This window comes from Persicobacter diffluens, from assembly GCF_036244895.1.
GTDB lineage: Bacteria > Bacteroidota > Bacteroidia > Cytophagales > Cyclobacteriaceae > Persicobacter > Persicobacter diffluens.
Genome location: NZ_BQKE01000002.1, coordinates 106,918 through 121,930, shown reverse-complemented (window position 1 = coordinate 121,930; position 15,013 = coordinate 106,918). Strand labels below are relative to the sequence as shown.

Genomic DNA, 15,013 nt, shown 5'->3' with positions numbered 1-15,013 from the left:
CGCAGCGAAAATTTGATTATTGCAGAAACGGTACCCGATTATATTCAGAGAATAGCATCGCTATGGTTGAGAAATTATCCAAAATCGCTTTCATAATCGAATTTGAGGCCGTATGGCGCGCATTTAAACGAGGTCTAAGCCAAAACTGACATCCCCAACACATTCAGTATTTTCGTGAGTCCTGACTCAGTTGCAGCCTATTTTTTGACCCGGCTATAGGAGCATTTCGAGTGATTTTCATTTTTCCGAAATGCTCAGGAGAAAATGAGAAATTTAAAACGAAAGAACGGAACAACTACAGGAAAGTCCTGGGGCAGGACAACCAACGGAAAATCGAAATTCAGTGGAAAGACCACTACTTTAATATAATTTTAATTGTATTTTTTAGTCTTATGTAAACATTATATCTAATTTGGCAACCATTAATTACTATGACCCTTTATGGAAATCGGAAAGAAACATTACGAATTTGATCTGAAAAAACGAATCCAAATGTTTATTCAGTCCTCCATAGGATTCGCAGTCCTCACCATACTGATTACATACTTTTTTTTCTGAACCATATCTTTCTATTGAAAAAATTGTATTCCAATCTGCGCTCTTCGGACTCCTATCTAGTTTTAGCTGGCCTTACCTTTTAACCAATTTCATCAAGCGGAGAAATAAAAAATTGCTGGCAGAATTATCAGCTGAGGATACCGTTGAAATGGAAGGATTTGCCAGTCTGAACACAGGAAAAAACACCGTGTACGGGAAATTATTTTTAACGGATAAAAAAGTAATCTTCACTACGGATAAGAAGTCGGGCCAATTCGATCAAATTCAAATTACTTATGACCATATCAGTCAAGTGGTGAAGCAGGAAAACTCTGGCCTGTTTAAAAATGACCAAATCAAAATTACCACTTCTGATGGAAATCAATATGATTTCAGTCTTGAAGAAGCTGCCAAATGGCAAAAGCAAATAAATGACCGGCTGAAATAAGACCGAAAATTATCATTTCAAAATGAAAATTGGCTTCAATAGTTTGCTCATTAAAACGGTGCCAGAAGCGTAAAATATTAAGCCGAATTATTCAAGCCCGGATGCAGGTCATTGCGTTAAACCGCTCTATTTCAGTTTGTTAAAATTGGCTTTATCGGTTTTCAATTAGCCCAAAGAAAAAAATCTGGAACAGACTGAAATTAAGCCTCCTGAGCCGGATCAATGAATTTGGCGGCGTATAATTCGGCTTAGGTCGATTATCCTGGAAGCGACATCAACAGGCTCCTAATAGCTTTTTCACACTCAAAATGGATGGCCTGGCACCAACTAATAGTGAACAACCCAGTCTTAGTGCTGTCAGAAAAAACCTTTTCTATCTTTTAAAAAATCAAAATCCTATTCTCCTTTTCTTTTGCGTATCAAAGGATTTCTGGTCAAATCCAAAAATATTAGCAAGGCTCAGCCCTTCCTCCACTTTGGGTAGGTCCCTTTCTTTTAATAACTGGTTAGTCTTTTCTAGTGACAGATCCCCAAACTCATATTTGCCAATCATTCGCCCCTTCCTCAATAATGCCTGATCGATAGAAGCTAAACTGGTATTAAAGGTACAAATCACTTTAATATTTAAATAATCAGAAAACAAGCCATCCGTTAATTGCAAAACAGTTGAAACAACAGAATCTTCATTTACCTTGTCTCTGTTTTTAAGAACTTTTTCCGCATCCTCAATCACCAGTACGGCATTTCGTTGCCTTAATAAAAAAGTTATAAAATCCGGATCTAAAAGATTATTCACAAATTCATTTTGAACAAAAATGAAGTTCAACTGCGGGAAACTTCCGATAAGGCTTTTAATATAAGAAGTTTTCCCGGTTCCGGGCTTTCCGTATAACAAGACCAAACCAGACCTTTGTTCAGACATGGCTTTTTCAATTTCCTCATGAACCGGGATAAAATCATCATTATAAAAATTTAAATCTAAATTGATTAATTTTGTCCGGACATCCTCTGTATGAAATTGGATATTACTTTTCGTTAAAACTTTGAATGCCGGGGCTCTTTCCAACCCAAAGCTTTTACGAAGAGCATGATTTTGCTCCATCACCCGCTGCTCAAGTGCTTTGTCCTTCCCGTCAAACAGGAAATCCACCAACAGAGAATCCTCCTCCATCCGAATATAAATCAAATATTTTTGGGAGATGCACCTGTAAGCAGACTCATAGGGATAGTCTTGAGAAAAATCAGCATCCACGGAGTCTTCCGTATTCCAGTTATTGAAGACCAATTCAAACTCCCCATTTTGAAGATTCAACACTTTTTCTACCGCTTCCCGGTTTTCTTTTGAAGACGGAAGAGGCGTTTCGTGCATTACGGAGGAAGCAATTTCTTCATAAATCAGGGTAAAATATAATCCCCGGACAAAGTCATTATAAGTATCAAAAGATTTTAACAGGTCGGTCATAGAAGATATATATTTTGAAATGAAGCTAATATAGGCTAAATCTACTTACATTTAAGAGGATTGATAAATAAAAGCCTCTGAAAAATATAATTGATCAGACTAATTCAGAGCGTGTTAAAAAGCCTAAATTCGTATCAAAAATTTGATTATTGCAGAAGCGATACCCGATTATATTCAGAGAATAGCATCGCTATTGTTGAGAAATTATCCAAAATCACTTCCAATAATTCGAATTTGCAGCCGGATGGTGTGCTTTTAAACACGCTCTTAAGGAACAAACTGAATGCTTATCGCTGCTCTCCCCTACCATCACGGCTTTTTCATCAAACAACAAATGGGCAAATTATAGGAATGATCTAGTTCCCAATGATGGTCTGTTTGATTTGCGCGCTTGTTTATGGGTTAGCTTTCTATCTTTTCCATCATTGGCTTTATCGTATAAAATTTTCCACATCAACAGTTCGGCCTTGATCAATGGACGGATAGACAAAGGTTCTGCTGGCGACAAGAAGGCATCACAGTGACATTTCAGCCCTATTTCACCAGCCTCCTGCCTGCTCCAAATGTCGCCTTGATGGATTCCACCACAGGTGCTTTGTCCCGCCGACATTGATCACAGCCTGGATTTTTTGTTTCGTTTTCTATCAAGGAAAATGAAAAAGAAACGATTAATGATTTAATATAAGGTATTGATTGGCTGATCTAGCTTTTTATGAAAAAGCCCTGCCCTTACCATCAAAAGGACGGGGAGCAATGAATAATAATGGTAACCAAATCTACTTTTTAATTACTCACCATATTCCACCATGAATACCTAAATCACATTCCGAGCACTTTTACTTAATCATTCTTTTCTAAACTGCCAATCAATTGCCCTTCAAGCTCGCTGGAAATTCATTGCCCATCAATGGTAAAAAGCGGAGAACAATCCCTTTACTAACAACTCAATATCAATGATTTCGCTAATCCCTAAACGGTAATAACCACCTGAATAATTACAGAATACCGCTGCTACAAAAGCTATATATTTAATGAATATTGAAAGATATAGCACATAATTGCACACCTTGGATGTGAATTCAATTTTTTCATTATGTTAAAACTTACCCCCCTATTATTTTTATTGTTCAGTTTTCACGGTTTAGTGGCGCAAAAGCCTGATAATTTCATCATCATCCTGATTGATGATATGGGCGCTGGCGACCTGGGCTTTATGGGTGCGGAGGATATGCTCACCCCCAATATTGACAAATTAGCCAGTGAGGGCAGCTGGATGCAACAAGGCTATGTGACCTCTTCTGTTTGTGGTCCTTCAAGAGCTGGCTTAATTTCCGGAAGGTATCAGGATCGCTTTGGGATTTGCGGGAATTTCGGGGCGCAATCTACCAAAGGATTTCCCTTAAATCAGCCTATGTTACAGGATTATCTAAAGGCTGCGGGCTATAAAACCGGTGCCATAGGGAAATGGCATTTCGGGCTAGCGGAAGATCATTTCAAACCACACCACCGCAATTTTGATTATTTTTATGGATTCTATGCTGGTGGACATAGTTATTATGAAGCAGCCAGCACTTACGAAGAGGCAAAAGGCAAAGATCAATGGCCGATACACCGGAATGTAAATGGAATAGAAGGAATTGTTGATTATAAAAAAGGCAATTATCTGACAGATGAATTCAGCAGGGAGGCCGTGGAGTTCATTGAACGAAATGCGGAGGAACCCTTCTTCCTCTATCTGGCCTATAATGCGGTACATTATCCCTGGGATGCCCCTCAAAGTTATCTGGACCGGGTGGATGAATTTCGGGAGTATACATTACCTTACCGAAGAATATTAGCCGGTATGACACTGGCTATTGATGATGGTGTTGGGGCCATTATGGAAATGCTACGGGAAAAGGGCATTGAGGAGAATACGGCTATTGTTTTCCTTTCGGATAATGGCTCTCCCCGAACGATCAACAGTCCGCACACTTACAATACCGGGGACATCACCATGTCAAAAACCGGAGGACTTCGAGGCTATAAGGGAGATACTTATGAGGGGGGAATCCGGGTGCCTTTCATCATCAAATGGCCGGGGCAGGTACCGGCGGGCCAAAGTTATCCGCATCCGGTAATCTCGCTGGATATTGTCCCCACCTTTTTGGCTCATGCAGGCATAAGCCCTTCCACCGACCTGGACGGAGTGAATATTATTCCGCATTTACAGGGCAAAACAACTGAAAGACCACATGAAAATTTATACTGGCGCTATATGGACGATTATGCCTACCGAAAAGGAGACTGGATCATTACCTGGAATGATCAGGAAAACTATATGAAGAAACTTCCCAAGGAAGAGGTACGCACTAAACTATTCCACCTTTCCGCAGATCCGGCACAAAAAGAAAACCAAAGGAACAGGGAGGAATCCATTTACCAAAATCTACAGGCAGAATTTGATAGCCTGGACCTTTGCTTTCCGGAAAAGGAGTTTCCTATGCTTTTCCCGGTCCCCTACACCAGAAAGAAGGAGATTTTTGTTCCATAGTGAGGCATTTCAAACTAACCATGGCCCCCACGGGTGAGGGACCGCGGGGGCTTGTTTGAGCTCCTTTGGCAGGGCGGTGCCATTAACAAACATAGTATCCGCCCCTGCCAAAGAGCGAGCCCAAGGGCCCGACCGACGTCAGGAGGGCACCCCCAAAAAAGTAAATAAAAATTTTTACACCCTGAAAAATAGACCCTTAGCTTTGGTAATAAAAATTTTATCGGAAATTATTTGGAATTTTAGAGCTGCCTCCCCTACCTTTGTAATGCATCAGGAATTCTGACGAATACCAACCGAGCTTCGGAGCCACGGTGGTTGAGCATGCGGTCGACACGGACAAAATAATACCGACGCCTCACGAATATTTCTGTTGCAATCTTGATTTTAAACTAAAAACTGATTGCACCATGACCATTAAAAAAATTCAAAAATTCTCAAGACAGTTTCTTCGCCGATGTTCGGAGCAGGAGTTAATCCAAAATTTTTCGAAACAATTGGATGAAAATAATCGACCTAAGACGAACCATCAGGATTTGAATCGTATAAAGACGGAGATTCTGATGCGATCGGGAACACCCCAGCCCTGCCAGCATCCAGTGGATCTGAGTTGGGCCTTATAAAAAACTAAATAAATTCATTTAACATTTCGAGCATCAAGAACTATTGGTGTTGGTTTTTAGGGAAATACAAGCTTAAAAACCCATACTGAGCAGTACCAACCGAGCGCATGCGTCACGGTGGTCAACGGATGTGGTCTGCCAAGCGGACAAACCATCACTTGATGCAATCTCAAAATCTAAAGATTGCAAAATGACGGGATCAAGAATCAAACAAATCGAAAAACCTTTGCACCAGCTCACGGCGGTGCAACTTTTGGAACAATTAAATCTGGCGATTAGTCGTCAGTTTTTTGGAGCAGGAACCTTTGGCAGGCTGAGTCAGATTTGCCGGGAAATCAAGCGCAGAGAATGGGAGACAGGTACTTTCATTGATCGTTACCGCATCAACCTGCGCTACCGATACAAACTGCTGGGAAACCATTTGACCATTGCCGAAGACCGGCAGGTAGAGGACTTTGCCCTCCTGATACCGGCAGCATTAAGCCAAATATCTTCATTCCAAAACAATTAAACCTGACCGCTATGAGCACCATTGATCAACACCAAAAAAACCTTCAGCTTAACGAACTAGAAAGTCTGCCAAAAGAGCGGCTAAAACAGGAATTTTTTGCTACCGTACGCAAACCGAGCTGTCTAAATCTGGACAACATTCCGAAAGAAGCCATGAAGGTGGCGGTTTTGAATAAAAAACTGACCGAAAGTGGCTTGCTATGGGACAGGTCCAGTTTGCCTTTGTTGAAAAAAGATAGTTTTATTTATATCTAAAAAGGCAGACATTTTGAGTCAATGCCCTGACAAAGTTTTGAGGACCAACCAAACTATCTTCGAATAATGCAACTAAGCGCAACCGATCCGGTTAAAAAGGTAACCTCTTTTTATGCTCATGGATCGATTACGCTTTTGTTTATGGCTACTGCTTTTCCTTTTTTGGGGGAATGCCGGACTACAGGCGCAGGAAAATCAAGCGGAGCGAAAGGCCCTTAAAAAACAGCAAAGGGATTCTATCCGGCAGCATAAAATAAAAGCAGGAAAATCAATTTTCACGCCCATCATTGCCCCGGGCTATACACCTGAATTCGGAGCATTAATTGCGGTGGGGGGCATTTGGTCATTTAAAACTAATCCTGCTGATCAAAAAATAGAACGGTCTTCTATCCCATTTACAGCCGCCTATTCCACCACCGGCGCGGTGATCGTGGATGCACGACCGGTCACCTTTTGGTTTGAGGATAAGCTCCGAATATCAGCAGAAATCTGGCTAAAAAACCTGCCGGATAATTACTGGGGCATTGGTTATCAAAAAGCCACGGATATCCCAAAGGGGGAGAACACTACTGCATACCTTCGGCGCTGGAGATGGATAAACCCTCAGTTCCTTTACCAGTTTAAAAGACATTATTTCGCGGGATTGAATGTGGACATCAATTTTACACAGGGAGATGAGGAAAGTGAAGGGGTGTTTAATGATGAAAACTATCAGGAATATAACGACAAACCTTTTAATGCGGGGCTGGGCCTTATCCTCCGACATGACTCCCGCGATTTTCCGGTTAATGCCCACAGCGGCTGGTATCTGGATGTAAATGCTACTGCTTTTTCCCAAAAACTGGGCGGGGATAATAATTACGAGATATATCAATTGGATTACCGGTATTATGTTACCCTTGGACGTGATGGCCGCACCCTTGCCTGGCAGATTAAAAGCCGCATTGGCATTGGAGGTATTCCCTACGGAGAAATGTCGAAACTGGGCAATCCATTTGATCTCCGGGGTTATACCTGGGGGCGCTACCGGGACAAAAGCCTCTTCTTCATCCTGCCGGAATACCGGCATATGTTTGCCAAAAGCAACGGAACAGTGAGCCGTCATGGCTTCGTACTTTGGGCCGGGACCGGAACTGTTTTTGACATTGGAAATACCTCTGAAGATGTTCGGCTCCTACCCAACGGAGGCTTTGGTTATCGGCTGGAGTTACAAGACCGGCTGAACCTGAGGGTAGACTTTGGCTTCGGGCATGATACCTTTGGCTTTTACTTTAATTTTTTAGAGGCTTTTTGAGGTAAGAGCGCATTTAAAAGTACCTGCGAATAGAGGTAATTCATGACGCTTTCCTATTGTATAAAATAATTATAGCCCCGCGCTACCCACAACAAAACAGTTTTTTACTTTAGCCTTTACTGAGTAAAATTTTTACTTTAAATCCCCCCGACATAATCATCCATTTAACCATGGCGAAAAACTTTCAGTTGGTCCCTTTATTCCAAAATAGGACCAATATTTAATCCGAATTATTCACCGCTTGATTTGCAGACCATCATAGGTGATAGATCAATAAGGTAATTGGATTAGATTTGTTGATTTTTTAATCACCCACAATTGGTTAGAGCGTACTTAAAAGCACACCATCAGGAACAAGAATAATCTCCGGCCAAAGATTCTATGCCACTGGAGATAAAATTATTGGATGCTTCCTTATTTAAAGAAGCAGTTTAAGAAAACAAATAATTACTCATAATCGCGTGATTTAAACCACTTCAACTGAAGCTTGGTTTAACTAGAGGAAACAATAAGGAAAAACATTTCCACAATATCTTAATAAAATACTCGATATTAAATTAAAATCTTGTTTTGAAATTATTAACAATTCATGATTAAAAATATCTCGACTAACTTATTCAACTTCACAGAGTATGACTAACAATTTTTTATAAAATGAATTTAAAATACTTTTTTTTAATCGGCCTAAACCTTTTCTTTTACTCTAAAGGAAAGAGTCAAAAGCAGGAAATTGAAACCGTTTGGAGACAAGTAGCCCCGGGTATGGCCGGAAGTAACCGTGCTATTTTTACTGATGCAGTTGATGCGAACAAAATTTAGCTGACCCCCGATATGGGAAATGATTATGTCTCTGTAGATGCCGGCAAGCATTGGGAAAGCTGTATTCCAATAAATGAGGTGTGGACCAAACGCATACCGCTAAGTGATGAATGTGTTGTCAGTGATCATAAAGACAATAATATCGTCCTGAGTCTGAACAAAAAACAATTGGTGTTAAGCACGGATGGAGGCAAAAATTTTAAAAAAATCACCCATTTCGCCAAAGGGAAAGCGCCTTCCTCTTTGTGGTATTCCGCCACGCCCCACCCTGTAAAAAAAGGTACCTGGTTTTTGGGTAATGGCCTGGACAATAAGTATGTCAGAACCGGAACGAACCCTAATCCTTTGGATGGCATCGACCTACAAGCGCCCAAGGTATGGAAGGTTACGAATATTACTTCCAACAAACGTACTATTGAAGCGATAGACAATAAGGGCATGGAAGATGCCACCGCAGTATTTAAAGTCTTTTGCCACCCCAACACTAATCAATACCCGGAAATGCTGTTTGCCGCTACTTCCACCGGTTTTTACCGCAAAAGAAATGCGCGGAAAGCTTGGGAGAAATTACTCGCAGGAAGCATCAAAGCGGACTATCGATGGGATGGCAAAAAGCTGAATGTTTATGCCTTACAACAAACCACCTATAGTCTGAAAGGCCACCTGCTTCTTTCAAAGGGAGGTGTAAACCACTGCTCCCGAAAAAATCAAAGGGGAAAAAGATTGGGAAGACAAAACAGAAGGGCTTGCTCTGGACCTGAATCAATTAAAAATCAACAAGCACTATTTCCAGGCCATGGTGAAGGGCTGGTTTGATTTAAAAAAAGAAGAAGAAAAAAAGATCAAGCTGCCTCAACAGTTTCTACAGGACTATACGGAAATTTTCTGCGACCCCACCAATGCGGACAAAGTATATTTATCCGTTTGGGGCGGCAGCCTGTTGAAACCCATTATCGGGGGGGTATGGAGCAGTCAGAATGGCGGAGACCAATGGTTTGCCGCCATGCGACTGGGCAGCGGATTTCAAAAAGACCCCTACTGGAAAATTGCACAGCCCGGAAAAACCAATCGGAATGCGGATCCCGGAGTGGCAGAGAATAAAATTCCGGACTTCGTTCATTATGAAAACAGAGGGGTTCGGGCCATCGCTATTTCAGCGGACGGCACCCTGTATGCCGGTACTTTCAAGGGTTATCATACCTATAAATATGATGCTGAAAATGATTTTTGGACCAGTGTGGATAATACCAGAGTTGGTGAGCTGTTTTACGGACATGGAAATAACGACACCGGGGCTTTCGGCATTACACCGGATATCCACCGGCCGGGCGAAATGTTTTTATTGCAATACGAAGCCTCGGCATACAAATCTACCACTTCCACCCATCCGGAATTTCCGGGGATAGTAGGCGTTAAACGAATTCCGGCCCTGATCGATATCGGACCCAAATGGGCTCCGGGTCAGCCTTTCAATGCGCCTATTACGATTGCGAGTCATCCCTCAGATCCGAATATTTTCTATTATATCTCCCAACGTTCAGGAGAAGTAAGAAAATGTCGCTTTGATGAAAACACCCATGTAACCATGGGAAAACCGATTGAAGTACCACCGGTAATTTCCGTCCCGAAAATGAAATGCATTTACTGGAGTGATTTACAAATTGCCCGTGATGGCCAGACCATGTATGCCCTTGCGGAAGTGATAGATCAGGATAACCGCCCAATGGGGCAAACCAGAATCTATAATCCATTACCGCAAAAAGGTATTTATAAATCTCTTGATGAAGGGAAAAGCTGGAAATGTCTTAATCAGGGATTGCCGGAAACTGCCGGTGGAAGAAATCAACAAAAACAGGTAGTGGGAAGCAATAGCGCCTGTGTAAAAACATTGCTTATGAGTCCCGATAACGATCAGCTGTTGTATGCTGCGGTAAAAAAATACCATGCGCCTGAAGGAAAAAAAGGGATGGTCAATGGTGGACTGTACCGCAGTGTGAATGGCAGTGAAAGTTGGGACAAATTGCAAATCCCAGAAGGTATACGTTCGGTATGGGATGTTTGGCTACATCAGAACAAAGGACAAACACGAAAAATTTATATTGCGGGTGGGGGTATGGAAAAAGCAGAAGAAAGTGGAGAGGGAGGCGTCTGGGTGGCCCATTATAAAGCCAATGGTGATTACAAAAAGGAAGATTGGCAAAAAATCTTCGACCACCCATTCGTCTGTCATGTTAGAACCAGTCCTGTTAATCCGGATATCTTATTGGTGGCCACAAGAGAAAGTTATGCGAATGGTAAGCGGGATGCGGGCACTTTTTACAGCACCACGGGCGGGGGGCTGCAGCAAAAAAACTGGATAAAATTTAACCACGGACGGGGAGGCATGATGATAGGTGACATTCAATTTGATTCCGGGAATCCGAAAAGGGTGTGGTGTTCAGTGGAATCCTCGGGTATTTATACCGCGCTTCTACCCATTAATAAGCAAATGGCTCCTTAAAACAGTTGATCCTAAATTTCAGATGAATTATTAATTCGAATTATGCACTGCAGACTCATAAAACTACCATAGGACCTTAATTATCAGATTATCCTGAAGGTTTTGTTGATTTTTTTTAAATCCGAATTTGGATAAGCATGCTTGCTCCTCATTCCTCTGCATCCTTGGAAAAAACACGAAATTTAACACTTTGCCTTCCTTTTTGCCACTTCGCAGCTACGGCAGGATATGGGCATATTTGATTCGGCTTAATAAACCCTCTAGTGGATATGATTATGAAAAATTATTTCAAAATCATTAAATAAAAATAAATTTTTTGTAATAAAAAATCCTGAAACCACCATCATCTGGTTTCAGGATTTTTTAGGGGCTAAGAGTTCACCAACCGTATTTGGTTATTACAAAGTGTTTTAACCCGAATTATTCACCGCTAGATTTATTGGTCGCTATAAATACCTATATTTCAGTGTTTTCCGGTTAGTTGTATCGAATTATAAATAGCTCGAATTTGGGATGCTTGCTTTCTCCTCATTCATCTGCTTCGTTGGGAAAAACTCGAAATAGTAAACTATTCCTTCATTTTTCCCGCCTAGCAGCTAAACGAGAATTTAAGCATGAAAAATCCGGGTTAAATAACTTCCCTATTATTATCCTATTGTTGAAAATTCACTCTAAACCACTTTCTATCATTTTTAATATTCACTGAGAGCGTATTAAAAAGCCAAAATTCGTAGCGAAATTTTGAAGTACTGCAGAGGCGATACCCGATTATTTTGAAAGAATATCATCACTATTGTTGAGAAATTATCCAAAATCGCATCCTGTAATTCGAATTTGCAGTCGGATGGTGCGCTTTTAAACATGCGCTAAAAATCAACGACAATTCCCAAGCCCACTATTTTCAGGTCTTGTTTTTATGGGCATTCCACTTTTTTATCTGTTCTTTGGTACAAACCTGCTTTAGTGCGGTATAAAAAATTTTCCATTCTTCCTTTACGGCTTCTTTTCGTTCAGGAGATTTAGCCGGGGTGGTTTGATAAATCTCCCTTAGCTTCAAGGCCTGCTGAATCTTTAGCTCCTTTATCTGGTTAGATTGCGAAACATTTAAATCCATTACTGCTGTCATGGTGGCTACATCTTTTTCAATGGAAGCCATTTTTTTCTTCGTCAGATCAGTGGAAAATGTCATGCTAGCCGACAAAAACATCAACATGATCGTACCCAAAATCCCTTTCATCTTGTTCAATTTACTTGCTATGGCAATCAAGATATTAAAGGAATTTTGGTCTACCAATAGGTCTATACTTTCCCCCCTGTAATCCTTCGTGATTACCCCTGTTGCTACTCCAAGTTTTTTTTCAATAAATTAAACTGGCTTTTTTATCACCTCAAAACGAAGGAATTCGTGTCCCTCTCCGGCGTCCGGAGCAAGCCAAATTTTAAAGAATCCGGGATCAATACGCCTATTCATTTCAGGACCAATGTACGACAAAGAGGAGAAGGGAAGTGAGAAGGAAACCTCTTTGGATTCCCCCGGCAACAACTTCACCTTTTGGAAGGCCTTAAGGGACTTAATAGGTTGAACAATTTCGGCGACTTCATCCTGCAAATAAAGCTGCACCGTTTCTTCCAAAGGGTACTTCCCAACATTTTGAACCTCTACCGAAAGTTCAAGCGGCATATTCCAGCGCACCTCTTTCAAAAGCTTTGGGGATGAATATTGGATCTCTCCATAATGCATACCAAAGCCAAATGGCCATTGTGGCAGCCTTCCGGCATCTAAATAGTGGCTGGTATTCCCTAAAGATGATTGCCAGGCGCCCACCGGAATATCCTCCATGGCCACAACGGATTGATTCGTTGCTGGTCGACCGGTATTGGAATGATTGTAATAAATGGGCATTTGTCCATTCGCTTTAGGCCAGGTGACCGGTAATTTGCCGCTAGGCTGCCGGCTGCCGTCCAAAACCGACCAAATCGCCGGGCCCGCCATGGTGCCGGGATGCCAGGCCATGATCAAAGCGTCCATATGCTCCAAATCCTCTTCCAATACCAGCGGACGCCCCGCCATTAATACGGTAACAATGGGTTTGTTCAACTTCGATAAAGCCTTCAATAAAGCACTTTGTGCCCCGGGCAGACTAATATCCGCTCGTGAGTGTGCTTCTCCGGAAAGAATGGCCTCCTCCCCCAGTGCTAAAACGATCACGTCCGATCTCCGGGCCAGCTGAATGGCATATTGAAATTTCACCTGACTTTTATCCCGGCTATAATCCAGAGCAGCTACATATTCCACCTGATGTCCACTTTCCCTGGCTGCCTCCAAAAGAGTGACCGACTCCTCCGCTTTTCCATCAAAAATCCAGGTACCCAGCTGATCCAGTGCCGCATCCGCCATTGGGCCAATCAGGGCAATCTTTTCCTTCCCTTGCAGGGGCAAAAGTTGGTCTTCATTTTTAAGCAGCACCAGACTTTTGGCTGCCGCACCCTCCGCCTTAAGTCGATGGGCCTCCTCCAACTCCACAATCGGTTGTAAATCAGCATAGGGATTATTAAATAAACCCAGTCGGTATTTCACCCTCAAAATTCTTCTTACCGCCTCATCAATTTGATCCAGCTCCACCTTTTGTGTTTGCAGCAATGTCTCCAAATGGTGCTCATAAGCCTGACTGGTCATTTCCATATCGATTCCAGCAGTTATAGCCCGTTCAGCCGCTTGTTGGTCATCAGCAGCATAACCATGCGCTATCATTTCAGTAACAGAATTCCAATCACTGACAACGGCCCCGTCAAAGCCCCATTCCTGACGGAGGACTTCATTAAGCAACCACCGATTACCGGAAACCGGGATTCCATTTAATTCATTAAAACCGGCCATAAATGTCAGTACTCCTGCCTCTACCGCCTGCTGAAAAGGCGGTAAATACACCTGTCTCATCAGGGCTTCCGGAATATTGGTCGTATTATAGTCCCGTCCTCCTTCCGCAGCACCATATCCGGCAAAATGCTTTGCACAAGCTGCGATATGATACGGCTGGCTCAAATCTCCCTGAAAACCCTCCACCATCGCTGCACCTAATGTAGCATTTAAATAAGGATCTTCCCCGAAAGACTCGGCGATTCTCCCCCAACGCGGATCACGGGAAACATCTATCATGGGGGCGAAAGTCCAGCGAATTCCCTGACTACTGGCCTCTTTAGCCGCTACCTCTGCTCCATCTTTTACCAAATCTATGTCCCAGCCGGCTGCCTGCCCCAGTGGGATAGGGAAAATCGTTCGAAAACCATGAATGACATCGCGGGCAAACAACATCGGAATACCGTTGGGGCTTTCCTCCACCGCTAATCGCTGAATTTCACGAACATTGTCATGATTCATCACATTTAGCATCGCACCGATTTTACCCTGACGTACCGCTTGCTTTAAATCCTCAGAAAGCGTCCCCTTTTCTCTACTGGAAGTTCCCCTCTGATTAAGTTGCCCTAATTTCTCTGAAAGCGTCATTTTTGATAGCAAATCCTCTATAAAGAGGGCTTCCTCCTTTTGCTCTAAAGTAGAGGGCAGCGAAGTAGTATTACTATTAAAATACCCCTGATCAATAAAAAAGAAAATAATTACTGGCAATAAAGCAAATAGATTAACCCACCACCATTGATTTTTGATACCAGCCATATAAAAAGAAATTACATTATAATCATCATTAAATATCAATCACCCCCTCATTAAGAGTGGGCTTAAAGCCAAATTCGCAGCGAAAATTTGATTATTGCAGAAGGGATAAAGGATTATTTTAAGAGAATAGCATCGATATTGTAGAGAAATTATCCAAAATTGCTTCCAATAATTCGAATTTGCGGCCAGATCATATGCTTTTAAACATGCTCTTAATTCCAAAACAAAAATAACTCCCGCAAAACAGGCTATATCAAAACCTTATTATCACGGGAGTATTAAACACACAAAAATGGGGCTCGCGATTATTAGCTAAATTTATTCATTTATATAAAATGAAATAACTTATAAAAAACAGGAAT

12 protein-coding genes and 1 riboswitch are annotated in these 15,013 nt (G+C 41.9%); of the genes, 9 read left to right on the top strand and 3 right to left on the bottom strand.

Annotated features, from left to right (window positions below; all coding sequences use genetic code 11):
• Positions 1 to 670 precede the first annotated feature (670 nt).
• Positions 671 to 985: a GRAM domain-containing protein gene (locus AAA970_RS15410; protein ID WP_338237791.1), complete on the top strand. Its 315-nt coding sequence runs from the start codon at positions 671 to 673 to the stop codon at positions 983 to 985.
• 388 nt (positions 986 to 1,373) lie between these two features.
• On the opposite strand, the gene AAA970_RS15405 is transcribed toward AAA970_RS15410, so the two are convergent.
• Positions 1,374 to 2,447, bottom strand: coding sequence for an AAA family ATPase (locus AAA970_RS15405; RefSeq protein ID WP_338237790.1), 1,074 nt, complete (start codon positions 2,445 to 2,447; stop codon positions 1,374 to 1,376).
• 1,093 nt (positions 2,448 to 3,540) lie between these two features.
• Here AAA970_RS15405 and AAA970_RS15400 point away from each other — a divergent pair.
• The 8 genes from AAA970_RS15400 to AAA970_RS15365 all read left to right on the top strand — a co-directional run bounded on the left by AAA970_RS15400 (position 3,541) and on the right by AAA970_RS15365 (position 10,978).
• Positions 3,541 to 4,980 (top strand): sulfatase family protein, encoded by a 1,440-nt coding sequence (locus tag AAA970_RS15400; RefSeq protein ID WP_338237789.1) that lies wholly within the window; start codon positions 3,541 to 3,543, stop codon positions 4,978 to 4,980.
• Positions 4,981 to 5,242: 262 nt separating this feature from the next.
• Positions 5,243 to 5,334, top strand: a riboswitch (SAM-I-IV-variant riboswitch).
• A 53-nt stretch (positions 5,335 to 5,387) separates the two neighbouring features.
• Positions 5,388 to 5,600 (top strand): hypothetical protein, encoded by a 213-nt coding sequence (locus AAA970_RS15395; RefSeq protein ID WP_338237788.1) that lies wholly within the window; start codon positions 5,388 to 5,390, stop codon positions 5,598 to 5,600.
• Between the two features lie 190 nt (positions 5,601 to 5,790).
• Positions 5,791 to 6,111: a hypothetical protein gene (locus tag AAA970_RS15390; RefSeq protein ID WP_338237787.1), complete on the top strand. Its 321-nt coding sequence runs from the start codon at positions 5,791 to 5,793 to the stop codon at positions 6,109 to 6,111.
• Positions 6,112 to 6,122: 11 nt separating this feature from the next.
• Entirely contained in the window at positions 6,123 to 6,365 is a 243-nt protein-coding gene (locus AAA970_RS15385; protein WP_338237786.1) for a hypothetical protein, read from the top strand.
• Between the two features lie 118 nt (positions 6,366 to 6,483).
• A complete protein-coding gene (locus AAA970_RS15380) occupies positions 6,484 to 7,659 on the top strand; it encodes a BamA/TamA family outer membrane protein (protein ID WP_338237785.1) in 1,176 nt (391 codons plus the stop codon).
• Between the two features lie 654 nt (positions 7,660 to 8,313).
• Positions 8,314 to 8,478: a hypothetical protein gene (locus tag AAA970_RS15375; RefSeq protein WP_338237784.1), complete on the top strand. Its 165-nt coding sequence runs from the start codon at positions 8,314 to 8,316 to the stop codon at positions 8,476 to 8,478.
• A 12-nt stretch (positions 8,479 to 8,490) separates the two neighbouring features.
• Complete coding sequence (locus AAA970_RS15370; protein WP_338237783.1) at positions 8,491 to 9,294, top strand: hypothetical protein; 804 nt, start codon at positions 8,491 to 8,493, stop codon at positions 9,292 to 9,294.
• Entirely contained in the window at positions 9,275 to 10,978 is a 1,704-nt protein-coding gene (locus tag AAA970_RS15365) for a WD40/YVTN/BNR-like repeat-containing protein (RefSeq protein WP_338237782.1), read from the top strand. Before AAA970_RS15370 ends, AAA970_RS15365 begins: the two co-directional genes overlap by 20 nt.
• Before the next feature lie 901 nt (positions 10,979 to 11,879).
• Here the strand turns inward: AAA970_RS15365 and AAA970_RS15360 are convergent.
• Together AAA970_RS15360 and bglX are read right to left on the bottom strand one after the other, a co-directional pair.
• Entirely contained in the window at positions 11,880 to 12,215 is a 336-nt protein-coding gene (locus AAA970_RS15360) for a hypothetical protein (protein WP_060688099.1), read from the bottom strand.
• 129 nt (positions 12,216 to 12,344) lie between these two features.
• Positions 12,345 to 14,651 carry a beta-glucosidase BglX gene (bglX, locus tag AAA970_RS15355; protein ID WP_338237781.1) on the bottom strand — a complete coding sequence of 769 codons (2,307 nt, stop codon included), beginning with the start codon at positions 14,649 to 14,651 and terminating at the stop codon, positions 12,345 to 12,347.
• Between the last annotated feature and the right edge of the window lie 362 nt (positions 14,652 to 15,013).

Excerpts from the sequence above, each read along its gene's own strand:
- AAA970_RS15385 (WP_338237786.1), top strand. The coding sequence starts at position 6,123 with ATGAGCACCATTGATCAACACCAAAAAAACCTTCAGCTTAACGAACTA.
- AAA970_RS15390 (WP_338237787.1), top strand. The coding sequence starts at position 5,791 with ATGACGGGATCAAGAATCAAACAAATCGAAAAACCTTTGCACCAGCTC.
- AAA970_RS15405 (WP_338237790.1), bottom strand. The coding sequence starts at position 2,447 with ATGACCGACCTGTTAAAATCTTTTGATACTTATAATGACTTTGTCCGG.
- AAA970_RS15360 (WP_060688099.1), bottom strand. The coding sequence starts at position 12,215 with ATGAAAGGGATTTTGGGTACGATCATGTTGATGTTTTTGTCGGCTAGC.
- AAA970_RS15375 (WP_338237784.1), top strand. The coding sequence starts at position 8,314 with ATGAATTTAAAATACTTTTTTTTAATCGGCCTAAACCTTTTCTTTTAC.
- AAA970_RS15380 (WP_338237785.1), top strand. The coding sequence starts at position 6,484 with ATGGATCGATTACGCTTTTGTTTATGGCTACTGCTTTTCCTTTTTTGG.
- AAA970_RS15400 (WP_338237789.1), top strand. The coding sequence starts at position 3,541 with ATGTTAAAACTTACCCCCCTATTATTTTTATTGTTCAGTTTTCACGGT.
- AAA970_RS15370 (WP_338237783.1), top strand. The coding sequence starts at position 8,491 with ATGGGAAATGATTATGTCTCTGTAGATGCCGGCAAGCATTGGGAAAGC.
- AAA970_RS15365 (WP_338237782.1), top strand. The coding sequence starts at position 9,275 with ATGGTGAAGGGCTGGTTTGATTTAAAAAAAGAAGAAGAAAAAAAGATC.
- AAA970_RS15395 (WP_338237788.1), top strand. The coding sequence starts at position 5,388 with ATGACCATTAAAAAAATTCAAAAATTCTCAAGACAGTTTCTTCGCCGA.
- bglX (WP_338237781.1), bottom strand. The coding sequence starts at position 14,651 with ATGGCTGGTATCAAAAATCAATGGTGGTGGGTTAATCTATTTGCTTTA.